This is a genomic window from Tianweitania sediminis (assembly GCF_017813335.1).
In the GTDB taxonomy this organism is placed as follows: Bacteria; Pseudomonadota; Alphaproteobacteria; order Rhizobiales; family Rhizobiaceae; genus Tianweitania; species Tianweitania sediminis.
The window spans coordinates 118,513-143,182 of sequence record NZ_JAGIYY010000008.1; the positions used below are offsets into that span (position 1 = coordinate 118,513).

The following is a 24,670-nucleotide window of genomic DNA, read 5'->3' on the forward strand; positions in this document are numbered from 1 at the left end:
GTTGCATTGCGGTTGGCAGAAGCCAACGGCGGGCGAGGGGTTGGAGAAGTGCGCGAGGTGGCCGGGCGGCGGACACGAGGGACGCGCGCATGCACTCGGTTTTGTTTCTAGGAATTCTGTGACGGCAGCAGGCGCGCGCGGTGATGAGCCGGTGTAATCGCGCTTGCCTTTTGGCAGGGCAACATCGATGAGCACTCCGTCTTCCGCGTTCCTGAAGCAGTTGCGCAAGATGATCCACCCCTCGGATCCGCGGATCGGGGCATTGGGCGATGTGGTGCTATCCACCAGCCTGATCGCACGTGGCCGCGATATTGTCCCGCTCGGGTCGACGGAAAGGAGGGTCCTGGCGATCGGCGAGGGGATTGCGATGCGCTACCGCCTTTTGCCGGATGGCGGCCGCCAGATCTTCATGTTTCTTCTGCCGGGCGACGCTTGTAATCCCAATCTTTTCAATGCGACGCCCATGGATCACGCCATTGCGGCCGTTACGCCGGTTCGACTGGAACAGATCCCGCATGACTCGATGCTGGTTCTCTTGAAAAAGGTTCCAGAGGTGAACCAGGCGCTTTGGTCGATGGCGGATCAGCAAACCGCGGTGATGCGCGATCGCATCATGGGGCTCGGCCGCTGCGATGCGCGGATTCGTGTCGCGCTTCTGTTGTGGGAACTGGTGATGCGTTTGCGCGTCAGCGAAGCGCAGGTCATGCCTGTTGTTATACCGATCACCCAGGCGCTGCTGGCCGATGCGGTGGGCGTGACGCACATTCACTTCAATCGCATCGTGAGCGAGTTCTGCCGGCTTGGCATCCTCGCCACGCAAAGGGGCCGCTTGTTTGTGACGAACCCCCGTTCGCTCCAGGTGATCGCAAGCGAGATAACTTGCGCCGCCTGACTAGAAAAACAATCTGAGGTTGCGAAAATCGCCGCGAAGATCGTCGGCGGCTTTTGCTTGCCTATGGTCCTTCTTCTCCCAGGAGAACGCGAGTAATTCTTTCGAATATTGATGGGGATTAACGAACAAGGATCCGGGCGCCGTTAAAGATAAGGCAGTTAATGTTCGGTTAAGAAGGACTGCCGGCAATGAAGATCAGCGTATTTGGCGCAGGCTATGTAGGCGCAGTGTCCGCCAGCTGCCTGGCAAGCGACGGTCACCACGTGGTTGCGGTTGATCCCGACCAGAACAAGATCAAGCCGCTGCTTGAAGGCAAATCGCCGATCGTCGAGCCTGGTCTGGAGGACCTCATCCAGGGCGGCATCAAGAGCGGCCGCCTTGACGCAACCTCCGATGTGGAGCGCGCGGTTCTGGGCAGCGACTTGTCGCTCATCTGCGTCGGCACCCCCTCGCTCCCGGATGGCAGCCTCAACACGCAATATCTTGATCGTGTCGCCCGCGAAATTGGCGCCACGCTGAAGCTGAAGTCGAGCTTCCATTCCGTGGTTGTTCGTTCCACTTGCCTTCCCGGAACAACGGAAGCCGTTGTGATCCCGGCTCTTGAAGCGGCATCGGGCATGAAGGCGGGCGAAGGGTTCGGCATCGCCTATCTGCCGGAATTCCTACGCGAGAGTACTGCGATTGAGGACTACTACGATCCGGGCGTGATCGTCTTTGGCTTCAAGGACGAAATGACGCTGCACCGCCTGCGCGAGATGCACGGCCATCTCGATCGGCCGAAGTTTGAGGTCGACATCAAAACGGCGGAAGGCATCAAATACACCAACAATGCCTGGCACGCGCTGAAGATCAGCTTCGCCAACGAAGTTGGAAACATCCTCAGCAACGCCGGCATCGACAGCCATGTTGCTTTTGAAATCCTTTGTGCAGACAAGCGGCTCAATATCTCGCCAGCCTACATGAAGCCGGGCTTTGCCTTCGGGGGATCGTGCCTGCCGAAGGATCTTCGTGCGCTGATCAGCATGTCCCGGCGGCAAGGTCTGCCGGTGCCGCTGCTTGAGGCGACGCTTTCGGCCAACGAGATCCAGATCAACCGCGCTTATTCCATGATTGCCCAGCACGGCCAGCGCAAGGTCGGCTTTGTCGGGCTGAGCTTTAAGCCGGGAACGGACGATCTGCGTGAAAGCCCCTTGGTTGAGCTGGCGGAGCGCCTTTATGGCCGCGGGTTTCAGATCCGCATCTTTGATCCGAATATTCGGATGAACCGGCTGACGGGCGCCAACGAGAGCTTCGTGCGCTCGCGCTTGCCGCACCTGGCAGACCTTCTCAATGAGGACATCGGGCCCGTTCTCGAGGATTCCGACATCATCGTTGTTGGGAATCGGGCCGAGATGAACGGAGCGCTGAGCCGGGTTCCGGCGGGTGTGCCGATCATCGACCTTGTTCGTCTTGAGGCGGGGCGGCGCAGCCAGGGGAACTACCATGGCATCTGCTGGTGAGTTTGCGGAAACACCAGCGGCCCACCTCCTCTTCATCCTGATGGTCGCCTGGCTCGCAACATCTTTGCCGAGTCAGGCCTATGCCATCATCGACTCGCGGACGGGGCTGGCGATCGGCTTGATCGGACTGTGGCGCTATGGCTGGGGTGCGCTGCATTTCATCCGAAGCATCCTTTATCGCGCGGTGGTTTACCCGCGCCTGAAGCGCCAGGCCGAAGCCTCGGCAGAACAGGGAAAGCCGGTTTATCTACTCGTCACCAGCTTCCGCATCCCGACCGAGGTGACGATCGAAGTTTACCGCGCCGCCATCCGCGCTGCGCTTGCCGCGCCCGGTCGCGCCACCATTGTTGCTTCGATTGTGGAACTTGCGGACCAGCGCTTGATCAAGCAGCTGTTCCACCAGATGGTTGGCGCCAATGACCGTGTCGAGCTTGTGCTGGTGCGGATCGACGGCACGGGCAAGCGGGATGCGCTGGCCTTCGGCTTCCGTGCGATCTCACGCCTGTTGCCGCCGCCCGACGCGATGGTCGCGGTGATCGATGGCGACAGCATCGTGCCGGACGATCTCGTGATCCGTTGCGCGCCCTTCTTCCACGACCCCGTTGTGGGCGCGCTGACGACGGATGAGTTTGCCCGCGTTCGCGGTTCCGCGCTCTTCAAGCAATGGTACGATCTGCGCTTCGCCCAGCGTCAGATCCTGATGTCGTCCATGGGCTTGTCTCGGCGCGTGCTGACCCTCACGGGACGCATGTCGATGTTTCGCGCTTCCATCATCTGCGACCCCAAGTTCATCGCGCAGGTGGAAACGGACTCGATCGAGCATCCGCGCTTCGGCCGTTTCAAGTTCCTGACGGGGGATGACAAGTCGAGCTGGTTCTGGCTGCTGAAGCACGGCTACCATATGCTCTACCTTCCGGACCTGAAGGTCGAGACGGTGGAAGATCCTCCGTCAAGCAGCTTTGTCGGCTCGGCGTCCGCCTTGATGATCCGCTGGTATGGCAACATGCTGCGCACCAACGGACGCGCGCTGGCGCTTGGACCGCGGCGGATCGGCTTCTTCACCTGGTGGGCCGTGCTCGACCAGCGCCTGTCCATGTGGACCTGCCTCGTGGGGCTCACCAGCGCCATACTGGCAACCCTTTTCGTGTCGCCCTTCACGATCCTGGTTTATGCCGTGTGGATCCTCGTGTCGCGCTACGTCCTGACGCTGCTGCTGCTTTCGGCGCGCCGCCAGGTCTCGGTCGCGTATCCCTTTCTTCTCTACTTCAACCAGGTTTTCGGCGCGGCCATGAAGACCTTCATCTTCTTTCGCATGAACCGCCAGAAGTGGACCCGGCAGAAAACCACGCTCGCGGGCGGCGGGGGAGGCTTGGTTCAACGCGCCATCAACCTGGAATCCGCCGTGTATCACGCCGCCAGCCTGCTCGCGCTTGTTGCGCTTTGCTCCTGGATGATCGGCGTCACCCATGTCCTCAACTGAAACCACCAGAACTTTTGCTGGAGCAGCAACGATGGCCTCGATCAAGCACGAAGCAGAAACACAGCGGCAGCATCCGCGCTACCGTTTGCCGATGCGCGCGGGCGTGAAAGGACGCTTCTACGATGTGGTCGACTGGTCCCTGGGCGGGTTCGCTTTGCAGAGCGGCTCCGACTTCACCAAAGGGGAGGTCGTCCGCGCCGGCTTGATCGTGCCCATGAACGGGTATGACCTCAGCATCAAGGTCAGCGCCGAGGTCCGCTATGTTGCCGATGACGCCAAGCGGGTGGGCTTTGCCTTTGTGGACCTGGAAGATCCCCAGGCGAGCCTGCTGCGCTACGTGGCCGACGCGCTTGTTGCGGGTGAACTCGTTGCGGCCGGCGATATCGTCGACGTGGCGGGCCGGCAGGGAACAGGACGGTCGCGTGGGTTGCCCGGCCAGGTGTCCGAAAGCGGCTGGCAGAGCCTGGCGCGCGGCGGCCGACGATTGGCTTCGGGTGCGGCCGTGCTCACCATCATCGGTGCCCTCGGAGCGTATCTATGGGCCAACGTTTATGAGGAAGTGTATGTTGTCCGGGCGCAGGCCGCGAGTGTGTCGGCCAAGGTCGTCAACGTTGCGTCGCCCGCTGTTGGTCGTGTCGGCTTCCTGAACGAGAATGCCCAGGTCGCCCTTGGCGAGCCGCTGATGACCGTGACCCCTACGGCGGGCGATCCCATCACCGTTCAGTCGCCTTGCGATTGCCGCCAGGTGCGTCAGGAGTTCAGCGGCGGCGACTTCGTGAAGACCGGCGACACGGTGGTCAAGCTGATGCGCGTGGACGCGCCCATGGTTGTGTCGGCCCTCGTGCCGCCTGATCGCCTGATGAGCCTCTACGGTCTCCAGAAGGCCAGCATCGTGTACGCCGATGGACGTCGCGTCGATGATGCCGGCATCCTCTGGTTGCCCGGACAAGACAACGCGCGCGGAGACCTGCCGCGCAGCGACCTGACCGTCGTGCTCGATCCGCGTCGTGAACTGAGCGCCCACATGATGGGGCAGCCGGTGGAAGTCACCTTTGATCTGTTTTCCGACAGCTTGGTCGGCCGGCTCGTGCATTCGGTTGCCGGTCCCTTGTCTGCCATGGCTGCAGGCAAGCCGGCCGAAGAAACTGCGTCCGCACGATGAAAGGAATTGCAAAAAGCTTCTCCCGTGCACTGCGGTTGATGTGCGTTGCGGGCCTGGCGCTGGGCACGACAGGTGGTCGCGCGCATGCAGGCCTTCACGAGGAGCTTCTGCTCGCTCACCGGATGGTCGAGGAAAGCGTGCTGAAGCTGGCCACGACCAAGGACCGGGTGCAGCGGCAACACTTGCTGCGCTCCGCAATCGAAGCGATGGGCGTAATTGCTGCCGCGCCAGGCGCAGACAGCGGCGGCGAAGCTGCGGACGTGCAACGGGCCCTCCGCTCGCAGGCTGTTGATCTCGACGGCTTGCGCCTGGCGCTCGTGGAGGATCTGAGCACGGGGGACGGTGCCGATGCCGCGGACGAGGCACGGGCAGTCCTGCTTGCGATCACGAATCCTGCCTACAGCACCGCTGGCTGGACGCTTCTGGCCCACTTGGAACAGGAGCGCGGAAAAGCCGGTGAAGCCGAACGCCTCGTTGCGCGCGCCATTGGCGAAGCCAAGAAGATCGACCGCGCTGAAACCCGGGACGGGGCCTTGCGCGCCGCCGTTCTGGCGCTGAAAGGCACGCAGCGTTCGCTTGTCGTAGAGGTCGCAACCGATGCGATGAGCGATGCCGACGCACGCGAGGGAACCTATCGCGTTCTCGCGCGGCTCGAGCGGGAAGGGTCGAAAGGGTCGCTGGAAGCCGATGCTCTCCTGGCCGAGGTCGAAGGCGCAATCAGCGCTGGTGAAAGAACGGCGGCCTTGCGCTTGGCGCAGGCTCTCGACCGAAAGCACCCACGCAAGGATGCGCTTCTGGCGCGGGTTCTTGACCGTTCGATTGCAGCTCTCGACAACCGAACAGCTCTCGAAGCGGCGAAGACCATGGCTTCGAACAAGGCGCAGGATGAGGCTTTCGGCACCATCATTGATGCGCATCTCCAGCGGCAAAGGCCGTTGCGGGCATTGGAGGTCGCGCCGCTGATGATCAAGCCCAGCGCCCGGATCAAGGCAACCGTGGCCATTGCCAAGGAGTTGGACGAGCAAGGCTACGCCACGGCGGCACGCGAAACGCTTCTGGAAATAGACCCCGCACCGCTTCTTCCTGATGCCTTGGCCAAGCTTAGCGTCGGCTTGGCCGACATCGGCGCGCATGCGCAGGCTCTCGCACTAGCCGAACGCCTTCCCGCCGGACCTGAACGATCCTTCGCCTTTTCACGGCTAGCAAAGCGCTTGAGCGATGACGGAAATGTCGAAGCTGCGGACCGGCTCCTCCAGAAGGTGGAAGCGGAGGATGACCGCTCGTTTGCCCGCAGCGGCATAGCACGAGCGAGGGCGCAGGCCGGCCAGATCGATGCCGCGCTGGTAGAACTCGCCGATCTGCGGTCTGGAGCCGATCGTGACCGCGTGTTGTCTGCTGTAGCGACCGCATCCGCACGGAAAGGCGGGCTGAAGGAAGCGCGCACGGCAATCGAGCAGATCCAGAGCTTCGACCAGCGTGTCGATGCAAAGCTGGAACTTGCCAACCAAGTCGATGCGGCGTCTGCCACCGCTGAACTGGAAGAGATCCAGAAAGAGGCGCAGGCGGCCAATGAGGCTGAAGCGGCTGTTGCTCTGAAGGATGTCGCCTCAGCGTTTGCAGAGCGTGGCGCTTTTGATCGCGCGGATCGTGCGGCAGCTGGGATTGCCGACGACGGCGAGCGTGAAGCTGCGTTCGAAGCCATCGCGCTCTCGGCCTTGCGACAGGGGGACCACGAAGCGGCGCGGGAGCGGGCGCAGCGTCTCGCCGAAACAAATCGCTCCACGCTCCTCGGGGAGCTCGCTTTCGCAGCCTGGCAACAGCATGAGAACGCTGCGCGTCTGGTGGATGACCTGCAGCCGCTCGACTTCCGGACCCGCGTCGCGATCCTGCGTCGCATGAGCGAAAAGGAAGCGGCACGATTGGACCGCAAGGGCCTTCTGCAGAACTTAAAATCCGATCCAATCGTTGTTCCGCCGGCTGAAACCTCACGAGCTGCCGATTTCGTGTTGGGTGGCCATCGGCTGCAAGCGCCGGTCTCCTCCGTAACCGCACCGGAAGCACTGCAGATCCCCGCCAGTCTTGCATTAACGGCGGCAAGCCTGCGGGAAACCACGCCTGCTCCGATCGGCGGAGAAGGGCAGGTGGCAATCCTTGGCTTCAGCCCTTTCGGCCTGGAAGCCTTCAAGCTCACCAGCAGCGGCAACGCAGCCGCTCACCAGGTGCAGGTGTCCCAAAATCTGACTTGGCCCCATTACATCGCGATCAAGAGCGGCACGGTGACCTTGGGCCAACTGCTGCGCGATTTACCTGAAACACGGAAGCGTCGCTTCCTTGAGCCCTCGGGCGACGCTCTGCTGATCCGGGCCCCGATCATCGTTCTGCCGGGTGCCACGCTTTTGATGAGCGGTGCTGAATTTGGGTCTTATCGCCTGAGTGCGCAATCCGGCAGCTTCATCGCTGTTGCCGGAGACCTGCGCATCCAGGACACCGAAGTTCTTGGCTTCGATGAAAACCTGAACGCACCGGCCTTCGCGACGGAGGCGGACAAGGCGGCGTTCCGCCCCTTCATCACCGCGTGGGGTGGCTCGAACCTGAAGATCGGCGGCAGCCGCATCGCGATGCTCGGCTATGACTCCGGCAAGGCTTACGGCCTGACCCAGTCGAGCGGCGCTGCGGTCCAGTCGCTTTATAACCTCGGCAGCGGCCGACCGAGGGGCGAGATCGTCGACAACAGCTTCGAAAATCTCCGCTATGGCTATTACAGCTACGAGGCAGATGATGTTGCGCTGATCGGCAACGAGTACCGCGACAACATCGTCTACGGCATCGATCCGCATGATCGATCCCGGCGCCTGGTAATTGCCCTCAACACGTCTTATGGCGCCGCCAAGAAGCACGGCATCATCGTTTCGCGCGAAGTCGACGACAGTTTCATCATCGGCAACGTGTCGCTGCGCAATGCAGGGTCCGGGCTGATGCTCGACCGATTGAGCCAGCGCAACCTGATCTATGCCAACACCTCCATCGACAACGGCGGCGATGGTCTCACCTTTTATGAAAGCGGCTGCAATCTTGCGGCCGCCAATCACCTGGCAAACAATGCTCGCGCCGGGATCAAGATCCGCAACAGCACCGATGTGACGCTGCAAGCCAATGGCGTGCAGGAAAACCAGGAAAGCGGCGTCGACATCTATGTCGCCGACCTCCGCAATTCGCCGGAAGGGCAATCGCGCAACTTCGTCCTAGACCCATATGAGCCGCTGACCACCGCTGCTCTTATGGCCAACAGGTTCAAGGGCAACGGGACTGGCGTCAATGTCGATGGTGCCGGAGCGGTGGTGCTGGACCGCAACCAGTTCGAGGACCAGCGCAACCGCGTTTATAGCGGCGACTTCCGGGCACTATCGCCGTATCTCCTGCAACTCGGTCACCAGGGATCGCTCAGCGTCAGCCGGACCTGCGCACAGCCGGAACCCACAGCCCACGGCGTCTGTACCTTCAACAAGATCGCCAAGGCGTCACCGGTGCCTGGCATGGAGAATGCCGCCGCCTGCGATCCGATCCCGGCGCAGAACGCTGCCATGGTGGAGAAGAGCAATGGCTAGCCGCTTGCGCAAGGTCGTTCCGCTGCTGATCGGGGTCTCTCTCGTTTTTCCGGCAGCCGCCTCTGAAGAGCGATTTCAGGGCCTGTTCGACATGGCCGCGCGAAAATCGGCGCTGCGGGACGCGAACATGAAGCAGGTGCGGTCTGCTTGCCTGTCTGTTCCCTACAACGCGAAGGTGCTTGCGGCCGAACCAATCAAGGCGCTGAAGTCGACTGAAGGCTACGGATCCGACAATTCGGCAGAAGATTTTTCCTGGACTGTGATGGCGCTCGCGAGTGCTGGCCTGGGTGGAGATCGGGACGCAGAAAGCCGCCTGGGAAAGCTGCTTTTGAAGTGGAGCAAGGCTGAGGCCTTTCTCCAAACGGAAGAAGGCTACGATCCATATTATGCGCTGAAGCGGCTGCTTTTGCCGGTGATCGTCGCTTACGGCGTGGTGGAACCGCGGTGGAGCGACGAGGAGCGCGCCCTGGCGCGGCAATGGATCGACACTCTCGTTCGGCGCATCGATGCGCGCTTCGATCGGGAGGTCGACCGCAACAACCATCGGATTCTGGCCGACAGCGTGCTGGCTTTGTGGGGCGCCACGATCGGGGACCAGGCCCTTGTGTCGCAAGGCATCGCGCGCTTCGAGCTGGTTCTTGAGGAAATGCGCCCGGACGGGACGCTGCCGCTGGAAGCACGCCGCGGCGCGCGCGCTCTTTGGTATCAGCGGCAAACCCTGTCCAGCCTTGTGGTGATCGCAGAAGCGGCGCGTGGCCAAGGGCAGGACCTTTACAGCCGGGAAACGGAGGATGGCCGCAGCTTCGCCACGCTGCTCGGCGCCCTCCTCAACGGTCTCCAGTCACCTTTGCTTGTGGCTGCCTATGCATCCGAGAACCACATCCCGGGCCCGGAAAAGGATTTTCGCCTGCTCGACCGCAGCTTTCTCGATCAACGCGGTCACAACCGCCATTACATGGCTTGGGCCGAGGCGGCGCAGATGCGGGGCGCTGACCTTTCTTATCAACGCCTGGCGGGTCTGTTTGACCGCGAGCTTCGATCCGAGCGTCCGCTGATCGACGACTTCATTGGCGGCAATGCAACCTGCTTCTGGTGGCAGCCATGACCCGGCTTGTGCTCGCAACGCTGCTTTGCTCAACCGTGCTTTTCGGCTCTCCGGAGCCCGGCCGCGCCCAAGCGGACCAGGAGGCGCTCGCCTCGACCGTCTCCTCGTCAGACTTCGCGGCGGAGCAAAAGCGGTTGCAAACCCTGCGGGACAGCCGCTCGGCCGCCGATCAGCGCGCGCTCGGCGACTTGCTGACCGAGGGCCTGATCGCTTCTCCCGACAACCCGCTGCGCCGGCCGGATCGGATCGGAGCCATTGCCGCTTATCGTGCCGCGCGGGCGGCGGGGGACCGCAGCGAAGCCACGCTGGTCCGTCTCGTGAAGCTCTTGCTGTCACGGTTGGACGACACGCGAACCGAGCGGCATCTGCTGGCGCTTCGGGAGCTGGAAGGCGAACTGCGCGCCGCCGTGTTCAAGGGCAGCGGCGATGCCGCCTATGTTCTGGCTTTGGCAGCCGAGCTGAATGTGCTGGGCATGCCGGACGAAAAGGAACGGCTGCTGCAGTCAGCCATCGTGCTGGGCAATGTCAGCGCCATCCTTGAAAGCGCGCGCAGCGCGGTTCTGGGGGAAACGGTCCAGAGCGTCGCCTTAGCCAAGCTTCAGGCCCGCGCGGTCTCCGGCGCGGTCGACGCGATGATCGCGCTGGCACGGCTCCATGGCGGAAACGGCCTCATGGCTGCCGACCGGAGCAAAGCGCGCGCGTGGCTTGAAAAGGCAGTCTCCACAGCGTCCACGGAAGCAAAGGTCGAACTCGCCAGCCATCTCCTGGACGAAACGGACGTGGCCGGTTTTGAGCGGGCGCACCTCCTGTTGAGCCAAGCCGCCGAGCAGGGAAGCCGTCAGGCCGCACTTCTTCTCGGCATCGACGCGGCAACGAGCGGACCGATGCAGGTTTCGGCGGCGGAAGGGCGCTTGTGGCTGGCACGAGCCCTGTCGATTGGTGAACGCGCAGCTGCGCCGCATCTGGTGGCGCTCGATCTGCGCGGTGCCTTGGCAGCGTCACTCCCCGCCAAGGAGCGCGAAACGCGATTGCAGAACGCGCTTGCCCCGGTCGCCGAGGATCCCGAAGCGCTGACCGCGCTGGCCAACCGCCCCTGGGCACCCCGTGACGCCGCGCTGATCGAGCCGGTGTTGTTGCCAATGCTGCACAAGGCGACGCTCGGCGGAGATGTGACGGCAGGTCTCGCCTACGACAGCTGGTTGCGCGCCAGCGGCCTGCCGATCCCCGACGATGCTGCATCCGCCCTGGTGGGAAGCTTGCGTCGGTCCATCGCTGCCAATGTTGGCTACGCCACCTTCGCCTTGGCAGACCTCGCGCTGGACGATCGCCTGCCGGTGGCGGAGATTTCCCGCGAGGAAGCGGTCGCGTTTCTGTTTCGTGCCGCGGACGCCCATGTCGGCCAGGCCATGCTGCGGATCGCCCAGATGTACGCATATGGAGATGGCTTTGCACAAAGCGACGCCTTTGCAACCCGCTGGTACCGCCTGGCCGCAGGCAACCGCGTCGAAGCTGCGGCCTGGGAACTGGCCGAGCTGCAAGGGCGCAGCCGGGATCCTGCGGCGCGAAAGGAAGCAACGACCTTCTTCAACGCGCGACTGAACGAGGGGGAAGCGCGCGCCGGCACGGCCCTTGTGCGCATGCAACTCGCAGCCGGCGCGCTGGACCCCCGGACGTTGTTGCGCGCCGAACAGGCCGCTTCGCTGCCGGAGGATCGCTACGAGCTGGTGAAGGCGTTGGTCATGGAAGGATCCGCGAAAAGCTTCGATGCGGCGCGCCGCATCCTGGCGCCCGCGGTCAAGCAAGCGTCCGATCCCGTCGCGCTGGTTCTGGAAGCGCGGATGCAGTTGGCAGCCGGCAACAGCGCGGGCGATCCTAGACGGGGCATGGCCTTGCTGCAGCGCGCTGCCGCCCTGGGGGCGGTGGAAGCCAAACTGGCTCTGGCCAGCCTGTATCTCACCCGGATGCGCTTTCGTGAACACCAGGGGGAGGCTGTGGCGCTTCTCCATGAGGTGCTCGCGTCGCGACCGAAAAGCACGCCTGCCCGCCTCCTCTTGTCGGATGCCTACCTGCGAGGTCACGGCGTTTCGCGCGACGCTGAAAAAGCCGCCAAGCTGGTGAAGCAGGTTCTGGCGGAAAACAGCGCCGATCCGCAGGCGAGCCTTTTGGAAGCGGACTGGTTGATCTTTTCGGAAGAACGGCGCGATCCCAGCCGCTCGGCAAGCCTTCTGCAAACGCAAATGCAGCGGGGCTCGAGTGCCGCCGCACGGGAACTCGGCTTGTCGTATGTCAATGGCTTCGGCACGCGCATCGATGCAGACCTCGCCTCTGTGCATCTTCGCCGCGCCGCGCAAGCCGGTGACAAGGAAGCGATCGCCGCCTTGGGACATATGCTCATGAACGGCGTCGGCATGAGCGCGGATCCGGATCAAGGCGTTCAAAAGCTGCAACAAGCGGCGGCCGCCGGCAACATCGCCGCGATGTACGATCTTTCACGTGTTTACGCGCTCGGCGCCTTGGGCACCATAGACAACAAGGAAAGCGCTGTCTGGCTGCGCCGCGCTGCCGAGCTCGACCACCCGAGCGCGGCCTACCAGCTCGGTCTTCTTTACCTGCAGGGCGATGGCGTTCCGCAAGATCGCGCTGAAGCGATCAAGTGGTTCACCCGCTCGGCCGAGGTCGGCAACCTCCTCGCCGCACGAACAGCGCAAACACTGCAACGCTCACCCGACGCCACCTTGTCCGACGTCAAGAACGACGCCGACTAACCACTCCGTTTAAGGGTCATGGCCATGGCAAAGCATATCCTGAAAGCAGCTCCTTCCTCCTTTGGGCGCTTGGGCCTGGCGACCGCCTTGCTGCTCGCCGGCGTTTGCCTGGGCGCTTTGCCGTCCCATGCGCAGAACAGCGAGGCGACGGCACCAACGATCTCCGTGCCGGACCTGCTGCGGCACCCTCCCAAGCTGAACTACAAGAAGCTTTGTCGCTTCGACGGCAATGAACCTTTGGCGCAGGACTGGGTAGAATGGGACGGGCAAGGCGCGGCTGTCGTTCCGGAACAGATGCTCGCCGATGCACAGCGTTATGCAGAAGGCGGCAAGGACGTGGCGCGCAACAAGCCGCTTGCGCGCTCGATGCTCGAACATCTCGTAGTTACGCCCAATCTTTCGGCTTCCCTGGCCAAGCGGCGCCTGGCGCTTCTCCTGCTGGACCCCGAGGCCGGTCCGCTCGATCCCTCAAGGGCCGAACACCTGCTGAACGAGGCGATCACAGCACGCGTGCCCGGTGCTGCCTTGTCGCTCGGCCGCCTTTACCGCGACGGCATTCTTGTGCCGCCCGATGCATCCGCTGCTTCGCGGCTTCTGACCTTGGCTGCGGCAACCGGCGACCCCCGGGCCGCGCTTGAACTGGCGGACCTTTACCGCCGGCCGGACACGGTGCTGCCGATGCCTGGTGCGGCAGAGCATTTCCACATGCTGGCGATGATCAGCGTCCAAACAGCCTTGGTGAACGGTGATTGTACGTTGCTGGCCGATGTCGGTGACTTCTACCTCAATCAAGGTGACGCAGCGGGTGCTGCGATTGCCGGTGAGTGGTTCGCCACAGGTGCGGCACTCGAGCATGCGGCATCTGAACTGAAGCTGGCGCGCTTGATGTTGTCAGGCAACGGCGTCGTTAAGAATGAAACGAAAGCGCTGGAGCTTCTGGACGAGGCTGCGGCGCATGGTTCGATCGACGCCAACACAGCTGCAGCGCGCGTTTACCTGACGAGCGGCCGGGATCTTCCCAAGGCGGTCAAGATGCTCGAACAAGCGCGCATCGACCGAGACATGAATGCTTACGCGCTTCTGGCGCGCTTTTATCGCGGAGATTTCACCGGCACGCCGGATTTCTCCGCCATGGCGTCCGTGCTTCTCGAAGCAAGCGAACTGCCCGCCGCACCGCCCGCTTTGCTTGCGGATCTTGCTTATGCCTTCCGCACAGGCCAGGGCGTTGAACGCAGCGAGGCTCGTGCAGCCGCCATCATGCGAAACGTAGCCGACGCAGATACGCCCGAAGCCCATCTTGAAGCCGGGCGCTATCTCATTCAGGTCGGCCGCGACCGTTTGAAAGCCGAGAAGCATTTCCGCCGCGCCGCGGAGGCCGGAAACCCACCTGCCATGGCCGAACTGGCCACCATGCTTCGCTGCGTTCCCGGGCTTGGATCGGCGGCGCAAGCAACGCAGTGGGAACAACAAGCGGCGGATGCGGGGGTTGGGGAAAGCCTGCGTCGCCTTGCCCGCCGTGCCTGGGAAGCGGGCAAGCTCGAGGAAGCCGCCACGCTTCTTCAGCGAAGTGCAGATCTGAACGATCGCATCGCCATGGTGGACCTGGCCATCCTGAAACAGGCCTCCACCGAACCGGATGCCGCAGCGGACGCTGCACGGCTGCGTCAGCAAGCCCTGGCCAACGGGGAAGGTGTTGTTGCAGGACGTCTGGCGGTGGCCCAGGCGCTGCTGCGGAGCGACCTGCCGGGCGGGGAAGCCGAAGCTCTGGCGCAACTCGAAAACGTAAGTGCCGGGACGGACGCAACGGTTGATACCGAATGGGCCAAGCAGGCGCTGAAGGGGAATGATGCTTCCCGCACCGCGGCCCTGGAGCGGCTGGAAAACGCCGCGGAGACGGGCAATCCCGTCGCCATGCGGATTCTCGCCAAGGAGCTGGCCGGACGTGATCCGGAAGGGGCGCAGCGATGGCACGTACGCGCTGCTGAATGGGGAGACGCCGAAGCGCTGCAACAGGTGGTTGCCGCAGGCCAGGGCTCCGCGGCTTTGCTGAAGACGCTTGGCGATCGTGTCATCTGCGATCCCCTGGCAATGTATTTTGTAGCCGCGCTCCATCAGGGAGAAAACAACCCGGACGGCGCAGCCAGGGCAAGCGCGCTTCTCGCTCAGGCAGAAGAGGTGGCAGCCGAGCGGGTCGCCGACCAGGTTCGCCTCGGCCGCGCTTTGGCAACAGGAACAACGACCCTGCAGCCAGACCCGGAGCGCTCCGCCCGTTTGCTCGCGCAGGCCGTGGCCGCGAAGCATGTCCGGGCCAAGGTTCTGCTGGCGGATGTGTGGTTGACGCACAATCCCGGGAAGAAAGACGATGTCGCCCTCGACCTCCTCCGCACAGCCGCAGTGCAAGGCGACAAGAGGGCGGTGGACCATCTTCTGGCGCTTGGTCTCGACGCGGGTTCCCCCTTGCGAGAGGCCGCGTTGGTGGCACTTCAGGCTGCAGCCGGCGCAGGCAATGCGGACGCGATGCTTGGCCTGGGCTCCGCGCTGGCCATGACGGACGCCGAGCGTCGCGACGAGGGCCTGTCCTTCATGCGTCAATCAGCCGAAGCCGGAAACATCGCGGCCATGAAGGCGCTCAGCCGCCTTTATGCATCCGGATTGTCCGGCCAGGCTTCGGCGGATGAAAGCACCCGCTGGACCCGCGCAGCCGCTGAGAAAGGGGATGCGGAAGCCATGTTCCAATATGCGCTGGCACTGGATCTCGGCTTTGGCGTGACCCCCGATCATGCTGCGGCAACGGATTGGCACAAGAAAGCGCGTGAGCATGGTTATGTGGAATAGCATCGAGCGCGTTGCCCTGAGTGTCTTCACCAGCAGGGGGATGAAGTCCGTCCTCCTTGCAGCGAGCCTGATCGTCGCTGCCGCGGCTCTGTCTCCGGCTGTGGCACAGCAAGGACCAGCCGCAACCTTGAAGCGGCTGACCCCGGCTGCCGTGCGCGGCGATCGCCAGGCCATCCGATCGGTGGCCAAGGCGTTCGTGGCCCTTGGACCTCGTCAGATTGCCAACGCATCCGCGCTGCGACCGCGCCTGCGCCAAGAAGCTTTGCGCGGGTCGAGCGCTTCTGCAACGGCCTATGCTTTGATGCTGCAGCATGGGATTGGCGGACCGAGGGATGCGCGAGAAGCGCCAGGCTGGCTGGCGCGCGGCGCGCGGCGCGGCAATGCTCGAGCATCCCGCCAGGCAGCCATCACCTACGCACTTGGTTGGGGCGTGCGCCGGGACAACAAGCGAGCCCTTCAGCTCCTGGCGAAGCTGGACCGTCCCGCACGCGCGCGCCAGATGATCCGCATCAGTGAGGCCCTGCTGCAACCGGGCCGCGAAGAGCCCGAAGCAGCCTTGCAGTGGGTCCGCCGCGCGGCCTCCTTGGAAACGGCTTCGTCCGTTCAGGCAAGCGAGCTTTATGAGAGATTGGCTTCCGCAGATCCGAAAGCAGCACCCTTGGTGCGCGAATGGCTTGAAGCGGCCGCCAAGAAGGGCAATCCACGGGCAGCACTGGCCTTGGGCGAACGCATGCTTCTGGAGCCAGGCGGCGAGCGGCGGCTGGAAGCGGCACGCTGGCTGCTCCTTGCGGCGGAACAAAACGAGCCACGCGCCAGCCGGATGCTTGTTGCCCTGCTTGTTGAAGACGCAACCCTGCAGCCGGGGGCATCGGCGGTGCGAGACATGCTCGAACAGCGGGCGTCGGAGGGCTCCGCAGCCGCGCGGCTAAGCTTGGCGGACGCGCAGAACTATCAACCCTGGGAGACGGCGGGCCATTCACAACAAGCGGTCGATCATCTCAGCTTGGCGGCGCAGGATGGCGATCCGCAGGCACAATACCGCTTGGCGGTCGCCTTGCTGGCCGGCGAAACCGGGGAGCCGAAACGAGAACTGGCACGCGCCTATCTCTCATTGGCGGCAAGCAAGGGATATCCACTTGCCATGAGCGCGATCACGAAGAAGGACGCCTTCTCGCCTGCCGACGCGCGCAAGGTGATCGCAGCGGCTGCTACAAAGACACAGTAGATCGGCGCCTGAGTAAAAAGTTAAGTCTTAGTAAATCCAAATCATATAACAGGAAGATCGTCCCCTTTATTGCTGCATGGTCGGCGCATAGGCCGGCTGAAGCGGGGGCGGCCCATGAAGACGTTCAACGTGGTTGATTTTGGCGCCACGGCCAATGACCTGTCGGATGACAGCAAAGCGATTCAGGCCGCCATCAATGCTGCTTACGAAGCAGGCGGCGGTACGGTCATCATCCCAGCCGGCACTTTCATTGTCAGCGGCAATCCCAACAATCCCAGCGCCGGTGCTGTGGAGGTGCGCAGCAACGTCACGCTCACAGGCGCAGGCATGGGCGAAACGGTCCTCAAGCTCGCGGATGGCTTCGATGCGCGCATCAACGGGATCGTGCGCACGCCCGTTTATGAAAGCGCCTCCAACGTTGAAATTCGCGACCTGACCATCGATGGCAATCGTGCCCACAACACCGGGCACCAGGCTGGCTTCATCTCGGGTGTGAAGGAAAACACCAACGGTCGCATCCACACCGGCATCACGCTCGACAAGGTCGAGGTGATGAACTGCACCTCCTACGGCATCGACCCGCACGAGATCACCTACAACATGGTGATCACCAACTGCGTGGCTCACCACAATGGCTATGACGGGTTCACCCTGGACTTCGTGGTCAATGCGGTTGTTGAGAACAACCTGTCCCACAACAATGATCGTCATGGCTTCAACATGACAACGAGCAGCACGGATATCGTGCTGAAGAACAATGTTTCGCACCACAACGGCTCAACAGGCTTGGTTATCCAGCGCGGCGACATCTTTCCGGATGGTCAAAACGATATCGATTGGCCGGCGCGTATCCAGATCATCGGCGGCGAGTATTATGCCAACGCATCCGAAGGCATGTTGATCAAGCTGTCCGACGAAATCACCATCCAGGGGGCCAGCATCCATGACAACGGGCGCCAAGGCATTCGTGTCGAAGGGGCGACACAAACGCTGATCGATGAAAACACGATCTTCAACAACTCGCAGGTCGGCAACAACGCTTATGACGAGGTCAACATCCGCTTGCGACTGGACGAGGTCGTAAACCCACCGCGTACCTATTACTCCACCGGGACGACCATCACCGACAACGTGATCTATGCGGATGGTGCAATCCGCAGCCGCTACGGCATTCGCGAAGAGTCCACCAACTCCGCGGCCGGTGCCCCTTCGGGCACTGTGGTGTCCGGCAACGAGGTCAATGGCTCGCTTGCCGGCCAATATTCCATTCCGCCGCACTCCGCGACCGAGGGCGATGACGTCTTCATGGGAACCGGTGGCGGCGATGTTTTTGCCGGCAAGGGCGGCAACGACACCTACCATGTCAACCACAGCCAGGACACGATCACCGAAGCACCGGATGCGGGCAACGACACGGTAATCGCAACGCTGAACCACACGCTCGGCGCCAACATCGAAAATCTTGTCCTTACGGGCACGGCGATACGCGGCACGGGCAACGCGCTCGACAACAGGATCACCGGCAACAGCGTGGCCAACGAGCTGGAAGGTCTCGGCGGCAAGGACGTGCTGGACGGCGGTGCAGGCGCCGACAAGATGGACGGCGGGGACGGCGACGACACCTACTATGTCGACGATGCCGGCGACTTCATCGTTGAAAAGGACCATGCCGGCCTTGGCGGCTATGACACGGTTTATGCATCCGTCAGCTACACGCTTGCAGCGGAAGTGGAGCATCTGGTCCTGGTGGGCACCGCCGACCTGAATGCCACCGGAAATGCCGGCGCCAACAAGCTGACGGGCAATGCCGGCGCAAATGAGCTGAACGGTTTAGGCGGCGCTGACGTCATGGAGGGCGCCGGCGGCGATGACGTCTACTTCGTGGATCACACCGGCGACGTCGTGGCGGAAGCGCCCGGCGGCGGCAATGACACGGTCTTCAGCACGCTCACCTACACGCTCGGCAACGACCTGGAAAACCTGATCCTTCTCGGGGAAGCGCCGCGCGACGGCACAGGCAACGACGCCGACAACCGCATCACAGGCAACACAAGCGTCAACATCCTACGCGGTGGCGGTGGAGCCGACACGCTGGAGGGCGGGGGTGGCGCCGACAGTCTTTATGGCGACGGCGGCAACGACCTGTTCGTTCTTCGCAAGGGCGAACTCGGCGGAACGGTGATCGAAGACTTCGTTTCGGGCAGCGACAAGATCAACATAGTCGGGTTCACAACAAGCGCGACCCTCGTTTCGCTGGGCAGCGGCAATTTCAAGGTGGTGGACGGCGGGCTTGAAGAAGCGTTCCGCGTCAAGGGACCGGCGGGTGTCGTGGTTCTGACATCGTCGGATTACGGCTTCAACGGCGTCCCTGAGCCAACCGAGAATGCTGCACCGCAGCCTGCGGCGGATGGCAACGAAGCAACAAGCGCCGAAGACACCACTCTTGTCGGCCAGGTTCCTGCGGGCTCTGATCCCGATGGGAATACCGCTTTGACTTACCACCTGACGGCCGGCCTCGAGGGCTTGAGCCTCCAGGAGAATGGCAGCTTCACGTTTACACCTCCGCCAAACACATTCGGCGCGTTCAACTTCAGCTATGTGGTGCGGGACAGCCTCGGCGCTTCCAGTCCCGCACAGGTCTTCACCATCACGGTCAATCCCGTGAATGACGCGCCACTTGCCAGCGCGTCCGGCAATGCGGCCAGCGGTATTCAAGGCAACCCAGTCAGCGGGCAGCTTCCCGCAGGGTCGGATGTTGAGGGAGATGCGCTGACCTACCTTCTGCAAGGGGAGGTCCCCGGCCTGGTGCTGGCTCCATCCGGGAACTTTGTTTTCACGCCGGCACCAGATGTGTCGGGCGACGTCGCCTTTTCGTACGTCGTCGTGGACGCACAGGGGGCTTCCAGTGCGCCGCAGCTCTTCACGCTGACGCTTCAAGCCAAGCCTGCAAGCGGACCGATCATCGGAACCTCTGCAGCCGACACGCTCGACGGCACGCCGGGCGATGACGTGATCGACGGCAAAGCGGGCGCCGACCTGATGCGGGGATTGGCCGGCAGCGACACCTATTATGTCGATAGCTCCAAGGACAAGGTGGTGGAAGCCGCCGGCGGGGGGCTCGATACGGTCATCGCGTCCTCGAGCTTCACACTTGCCGCCGACAGCGAAGTGGAAGTGCTGCAAGGTGCAGGCACATCCAAACTGACGCTCAAGGGCAACAACGGCGACAACACCGTCATCGGCAACAGCGCAAACAACACGCTTTACGGCTATGGTGGTTCGGATCGGCTTGATGGGGGTGGCGGTGCCGATCAACTTTATGGCGGTGGCGGCGATGACGTTTTCGTTCTCCGCAAGGGCGAAGTGAACGGCGACGTCCTGAAGGATTTCCAGGGCAGGGGTGCCAACCCGGGTGACGCGATCCTGTTCACTGGCTTCGGTGCAGGCGCCACCGTGATCGCTCTCGGCAACGGCAGCTTCCGCATCGATGACGGTGCAACATCAGAAACCTTCAAGATCCAGGGCTCATCGACGCTTCACGCCACGGACTACAGCTTCGGGGGCGGAACAGGCGATCCCTCGAACCAGCCGCCGGTGACCGCTGCTGATGGTAATACCGCCAGCGGCCTGGAAGATGAGGCTGTCGTGGGGCAGTTGCCGGCGGGTTCCGATCCGGAGGGCGACCTGCCTCTGACCTATGAGGCGGCGACAACGCTTGCCGGCCTGGTGCTCAACGGGGACGGGACATACCGTTTTACGCCGGCGGCCAACAGCAACGGCACGTTCAGCTTTGATTATCGTGCGGTGGACAGCGTCGGGGCTAAAAGCGCCGGTCAGACGTTCACTTTCACCATCGCGGCCGTGGCTGATGCGCCGTTCGCGTCGACTACCGAGAACGTGGTCTCCGGTCCGATGGACGCAACGATCTCCGGGCGTCTGCCGGCTGGTTCGGATCCCGATGCAGGATCGATCCTGAGCTACGAACTGGCGGGTGCGGTTAGCGGCCTTACGTTGCGCCCGGATGGCAGCTTCGATTTCGCTCCGTCGGCTGGTTTCAAGGGCGATGTGGCCTTCAGCTACCGCGTGGTCGACGACACAGGGCTTCGAAGCACCGATGCCGTTTTCACGATCAAGGTGGAAGCTGCAGATGTCCCGCCGGCGGGTGGGACCATTCGTGGAACATCGGGCTCGGACAAGCTCGTCGGAACCGTCGGGAATGATGTCATCGATGGCTTATCCGGCAAGGACACCATGACCGGCAAGGCCGGCGACGACACCTACCACGTCGATACGTCGGGCGACAAAGTGGTGGAACTGGCCGGTGAGGGCATCGACAAGGTTTACACGACCTCCACCTTCACGATCGCGGCGAGCAGCGCGCTGGAGATTGTGGAAGCCATGGGCGCCTCAAAAGTCAGCCTGACGGGCAACAATCTGGCCAACCTCCTGATCGGCAACGAAGCAGACAACACGCTGACCGGCAATGGGGGTGACGACATCCTGTCGGGCGGGTTGGGGAAGGATTCGCTGAAAGGCGGAAACGGTGCCGATCGCTTCGTGTTCGACACCGCACTTGATGGAGGCAATGTCGATCAGATCAAGGATTTCAGTGCTTCCAACGACCAGATCCTGCTTTCCATGGCGATCTTCGACGTCGCTGTGGGTGGCCTCGGCATCGATCAGTTTGTTTTGGGCAAACAGGCAACCACGACCGAGCACCGCATCATCTACGATCAATCCGCAGGCAAGCTCCTGTATGACATGGACGGTTCGGGGGCACAGGAGGCGGTGGCATTTGCCTCGATCAACAGCGGCCTGAAGCTGACAGCCGCTCATTTTGCAGGCTTCGACGGTTCGGCAACCGACAACCTCTGGCTGTTTGGTTAAGGTTGTAGACAATTATATCTTGCACCTTAAGGTTGTTGGAAGCATCATCGCCGCGAGAGAATCAAGCCCAGATCACCACCGCTAGTGCAGGGGATGCTGTTGCACGATGCAGGATCGATGATGGACCGGTGGCCACGTTCCGCGCGGGTTGGGTTCGGGTTCCTGGTCGGGACCAGCATCATGATCAACGCGCTGGTCCTGGTGCAGCCCCTTTATATGCTCCAGATCTACGATCGGGTGCTGACGTCCGGTTCGTTGGAAACCCTGCTGTTTCTTTCGATCGCCGCCGCACTCGCTGTATGCCTTCTGGGGCTGGTGGACATGTTGCGCGCCCTTGCAGCCGGTCGCCTGTCCGTGCAGCTCGAAAAGCTTTTCGCCATAACCTCCTTCAACGAGGCCCTGGCGCGTGGGAGCGTCGCATCGGGTGATTGCCAGCCGCTCCGAGATCTCCAGGCAATCCGGAGTTTCACGGCAGGACGCGGTGCGATGGCACTGCTCGACCTGCCCTTCGTGCCCCTGTTCGTAGGGGCGCTGTTTCTGATCCACCCGCACTTCTTCTGGCTGACGCTTCTGGGTGCCTGCACCCTCGGGGGGCTGACCCTGGTGAACCACTGGTGGAGCAAGGGCGCGGCCCGAGAAGCGGCGACGGCCCAGATGCAGGCGTTCCGATTGGCGCAAGCTTTCACACGTGGCGCGGAAGCGATTCAGGCGATGGGCATGGCGGGGAGCGCTGCAAACGCCTGGGGGCGCGACGAGCTTCGTGCTGTTCGCGCCGGCGACCGGCTGAACAGCATCAACGCCGTGTTTTCTGGAGCGGCGCGAGCCCTTCGGCTGGCGCTGCAGATGGCTATCCTCGGGTATGGAAGCTTCCTTGTTCTGGACGGCCAGCTGACAGCAGGGATGATCTTCGCCGCTTCCCTGATTTCCGGTCGAGCCCTGCAGCCCATTGATCAGGTGATCGGCGCTTGGAAGAGTTTGACCGATGTCGCAGGGGCCTGGACCCGGCTCCATATCATCGGCCGGGCCGCCAACGAGCCGGTCGCCAGAACGCGCTTGCCCGCACCACGGGGCGCCTTGAGCGTGGAAGACGCCGTGACGCTGCGTCCGGGAACCGACAAGCCGCTGCTGAAGCGCGTGAGCTTTGATCTCCCGGCGGGCAGCAGCCTTGCGGTTGTGGGACGATCAGGCGCTGGGAAATCCACCTTGATGCGCGTCTTGATCGGAGCCGTGGATCTCCGGGCCGGCGCTGTGCGGATCGATGGCTCTGATACAAGGCACTGGAACCGGGAGGAACTGGGCCGGCACATCGGCTATGTTGCCCAGGATGTTGACCTTTACCCTGGCACTGTCGGTGAAAACATCGCGCGGTTTGATCCGGCCAAGGATGATTTTGCTGTTCTGGAAGCAGCCGAGCGCGCCGGCATCCACGACTTCATCCAACGCTTGCCATCCGGCTATGACACGGTGCTCGGGCCGGGTGGCTGGCAACTGTCGGGCGGGCAGCGCCAGCGCATGGGTTTGGCGCGTGCGCTTTATGGCGAGCCGCGCCTCCTGATTATGGACGAGCCGAACGCGCATCTGGACAGCGGCGGTGACGCCGCACTCGGGGACGTGCTGGCGCGTGCCAGGCGCGAGGGGGTGACTGTCGTGATCGTGACGCAAAGACGCTCGGTGATCGACGAAGTGGATTACATCCTGGTTCTTGAAGACGGCGCGATCGAGCAGTTCGGACCCCGTTTGGATGTTTTTCGACAGCGCATGCCACAGGCGCAGGCGGCTTGATGATGGCAAGCAAGCGCTCCCGGTCCCCATCTTCTTCCCCAGCCACGAAAAAGATGGAGCCTTCCTCAAGGGAGGGTGACTGGACGAGCAAACTCGATGCAGATGTGCCGCAAGCCAGTGTGATCGGGGGCGCGGCTTGTGCCGGTATCGTGCTCGCCTTCACCGCCTGGGCGATGTTCGCACCCTTGTCGGGGGCGGCCGTGGCTGCCGGATATGTCGCCGTCTCGGGGCAGAACCAGCGTGTCCAGCATCTGGAAGGGGGCATTATTCAACGCATCCTTGTGCGGGAAGGTGAACGCGTCCGGAAAGGTCAGCCGCTTTTCGAACTCGACCCCACGGAAGCCGCGGCAAACCGCAGCCGCCTGAACAAGCTACTTCTCGGGTTGGAAGCGCAGGCAGCGCGCTTGACCGCAGAACGAAGCGACGGGGAAATGCAACTCCGCTTCTCACGCGACGTCGAGCAGCGGGCACGCGCGCTTTCGCAACAAGACGTTCTGGCGGAACAAGCAAGCGAGTTCGAGACCCGCCTCAAACGCCACCAGCAGGAGCGTGCAATCCTCCAGCAGGGCGTCACGGCGTTGCATGAACAATCGCAGGGCATGGTCGCGCAAGAAGCTGCCGTCGCGCGGCAGCTTCAGGTTGTCCGGGCAGAAGCTGCCCGCAAGCGGGGCCTGCTCGCCAAAGGTCTGACGGACAGGGCGGAATACACTGCCCTGCTTCGCAGCGAGGCCGAGCTGCTTGGCCAGCAAGGGCAGGCGAAAGCCGCGATCCTGACGGCACGGACGCAGATCGCCGAATCGCGTGAACAGATCGCGCGCCTCGAAACGCAGCGTGTTGAATCGGCGTTGACCGAGTTGAACCAATTGCGCGCGACGATTGCCGACACGCGCGAGCATCTTGTGACTGCGGCGGCTGTGGCGGATCGAACGATTGTTCGAGCCCCGACCGACGGCCTCGTGCTGAAGCTCGGCTTCAACAGCATCGGCAGCGTCGTGAAGCCGGCTGAAACGCTTCTTGAACTTCTTCCCACCAGCGACGAGCTTGTTGTTGAAGCCCGGGTCGCGCCGCAGGATGTGGATGTCGTGAAGATCGGGCAAGCGGCGCGTCTGCGCTTTCCAGCTTTGAACCAGAGAACAACCCCGACGATCGAGGCAACGGTCACGTACCTGTCTGCCGATCGCCTGCTCGATGTGGAAACGAACCGTCCCTATTACGTGGCACGGTTGAGCTTCGAGAAAGGCCGGAGTGCTGGCATCGCGAGCGGAGACCTTCATCCAGGAATGCCGGCGGAAGCGATGATCCTGACCGGCGACCGGACTTTTCTGCAGTACCTGACGAAGCCGGTGACGGACAGCATGAGCCGGGCCTTTCGAGAATGACCTTTTCTTGTCGCGCGGGCGGCGCGGCGCAACCTAGATCTTTGGGGCGAAAGA

Annotated in this window: 12 protein-coding genes; all 12 read left to right on the forward strand. The window is 62.8% G+C overall.

From position 1 onward, the window contains the following. Positions 1 to 187 precede the first annotated feature (187 nt). Positions 188 to 892, forward strand: coding sequence for a Crp/Fnr family transcriptional regulator (locus J5Y06_RS18355; protein ID WP_209336638.1), 705 nt, complete (start codon positions 188 to 190; stop codon positions 890 to 892). 188 nt (positions 893 to 1,080) lie between these two features. Next, complete coding sequence (locus J5Y06_RS18360) at positions 1,081 to 2,391, forward strand: nucleotide sugar dehydrogenase (RefSeq protein WP_209336639.1); 1,311 nt, start codon at positions 1,081 to 1,083, stop codon at positions 2,389 to 2,391. Next, complete coding sequence (locus tag J5Y06_RS18365; protein ID WP_245248082.1) at positions 2,375 to 3,871, forward strand: glycosyltransferase; 1,497 nt, start codon at positions 2,375 to 2,377, stop codon at positions 3,869 to 3,871. The genes J5Y06_RS18360 and J5Y06_RS18365 overlap by 17 nt, the downstream gene beginning before the upstream one ends. Before the next feature lie 31 nt (positions 3,872 to 3,902). After that, a complete protein-coding gene (locus tag J5Y06_RS18370; RefSeq protein WP_209336640.1) occupies positions 3,903 to 5,033 on the forward strand; it encodes a PilZ domain-containing protein in 1,131 nt (376 codons plus the stop codon). Continuing rightward, on the forward strand, positions 5,030 to 8,638 hold the full coding sequence (locus tag J5Y06_RS18375; protein ID WP_209336641.1) for a right-handed parallel beta-helix repeat-containing protein: 3,609 nt from the start codon (positions 5,030 to 5,032) through the stop codon (positions 8,636 to 8,638). The genes J5Y06_RS18370 and J5Y06_RS18375 overlap by 4 nt, the downstream gene beginning before the upstream one ends. Continuing rightward, on the forward strand, positions 8,631 to 9,743 hold the full coding sequence (locus J5Y06_RS18380) for an alginate lyase family protein (protein WP_209336642.1): 1,113 nt from the start codon (positions 8,631 to 8,633) through the stop codon (positions 9,741 to 9,743). The genes J5Y06_RS18375 and J5Y06_RS18380 overlap by 8 nt, the downstream gene beginning before the upstream one ends. Further along, positions 9,740 to 12,508 (forward strand): tetratricopeptide repeat protein, encoded by a 2,769-nt coding sequence (locus tag J5Y06_RS18385; protein WP_209336643.1) that lies wholly within the window; start codon positions 9,740 to 9,742, stop codon positions 12,506 to 12,508. The genes J5Y06_RS18380 and J5Y06_RS18385 overlap by 4 nt, the downstream gene beginning before the upstream one ends. A gap of 24 nt (positions 12,509 to 12,532) precedes the next feature. Then, the gene (locus tag J5Y06_RS18390; RefSeq protein ID WP_209336644.1) at positions 12,533 to 15,343 is read left to right on the forward strand and encodes a tetratricopeptide repeat protein; all 2,811 of its coding nucleotides are present in this window, start codon (positions 12,533 to 12,535) and stop codon (positions 15,341 to 15,343) included. Then, positions 15,327 to 16,568 (forward strand): tetratricopeptide repeat protein, encoded by a 1,242-nt coding sequence (locus tag J5Y06_RS18395; RefSeq protein ID WP_209336645.1) that lies wholly within the window; start codon positions 15,327 to 15,329, stop codon positions 16,566 to 16,568. Before J5Y06_RS18390 ends, J5Y06_RS18395 begins: the two co-directional genes overlap by 17 nt. 114 nt (positions 16,569 to 16,682) lie before the next feature. Further along, entirely contained in the window at positions 16,683 to 21,455 is a 4,773-nt protein-coding gene (locus tag J5Y06_RS18400) for a tandem-95 repeat protein (protein ID WP_209336646.1), read from the forward strand. A gap of 120 nt (positions 21,456 to 21,575) precedes the next feature. Beyond that, positions 21,576 to 23,237, forward strand: coding sequence for a type I secretion system permease/ATPase (locus J5Y06_RS18405; protein WP_280819293.1), 1,662 nt, complete (start codon positions 21,576 to 21,578; stop codon positions 23,235 to 23,237). A 53-nt stretch (positions 23,238 to 23,290) separates the two neighbouring features. Next, a complete protein-coding gene (locus J5Y06_RS18410) occupies positions 23,291 to 24,616 on the forward strand; it encodes an HlyD family type I secretion periplasmic adaptor subunit (protein ID WP_209336648.1) in 1,326 nt (441 codons plus the stop codon). Positions 24,617 to 24,670: the final 54 nt, after the last annotated feature.

What these genes read in the sequence shown, in the direction of transcription:
- J5Y06_RS18370 (WP_209336640.1), top strand. Translation starts at nt 3,903, where the DNA reads ATGGCCTCGATCAAGCACGAAGCAGAAACACAGCGGCAGCATCCGCGC.
- J5Y06_RS18365 (WP_245248082.1), top strand. Translation starts at nt 2,375, where the DNA reads ATGGCATCTGCTGGTGAGTTTGCGGAAACACCAGCGGCCCACCTCCTC.
- J5Y06_RS18410 (WP_209336648.1), top strand. Translation starts at nt 23,291, where the DNA reads ATGGAGCCTTCCTCAAGGGAGGGTGACTGGACGAGCAAACTCGATGCA.
- J5Y06_RS18400 (WP_209336646.1), top strand. Translation starts at nt 16,683, where the DNA reads ATGAAGACGTTCAACGTGGTTGATTTTGGCGCCACGGCCAATGACCTG.
- J5Y06_RS18385 (WP_209336643.1), top strand. Translation starts at nt 9,740, where the DNA reads ATGACCCGGCTTGTGCTCGCAACGCTGCTTTGCTCAACCGTGCTTTTC.
- J5Y06_RS18405 (WP_280819293.1), top strand. Translation starts at nt 21,576, where the DNA reads ATGGACCGGTGGCCACGTTCCGCGCGGGTTGGGTTCGGGTTCCTGGTC.
- J5Y06_RS18395 (WP_209336645.1), top strand. Translation starts at nt 15,327, where the DNA reads ATGGTTATGTGGAATAGCATCGAGCGCGTTGCCCTGAGTGTCTTCACC.
- J5Y06_RS18355 (WP_209336638.1), top strand. Translation starts at nt 188, where the DNA reads ATGAGCACTCCGTCTTCCGCGTTCCTGAAGCAGTTGCGCAAGATGATC.
- J5Y06_RS18360 (WP_209336639.1), top strand. Translation starts at nt 1,081, where the DNA reads ATGAAGATCAGCGTATTTGGCGCAGGCTATGTAGGCGCAGTGTCCGCC.
- J5Y06_RS18380 (WP_209336642.1), top strand. Translation starts at nt 8,631, where the DNA reads ATGGCTAGCCGCTTGCGCAAGGTCGTTCCGCTGCTGATCGGGGTCTCT.
- J5Y06_RS18375 (WP_209336641.1), top strand. Translation starts at nt 5,030, where the DNA reads ATGAAAGGAATTGCAAAAAGCTTCTCCCGTGCACTGCGGTTGATGTGC.
- J5Y06_RS18390 (WP_209336644.1), top strand. Translation starts at nt 12,533, where the DNA reads ATGGCAAAGCATATCCTGAAAGCAGCTCCTTCCTCCTTTGGGCGCTTG.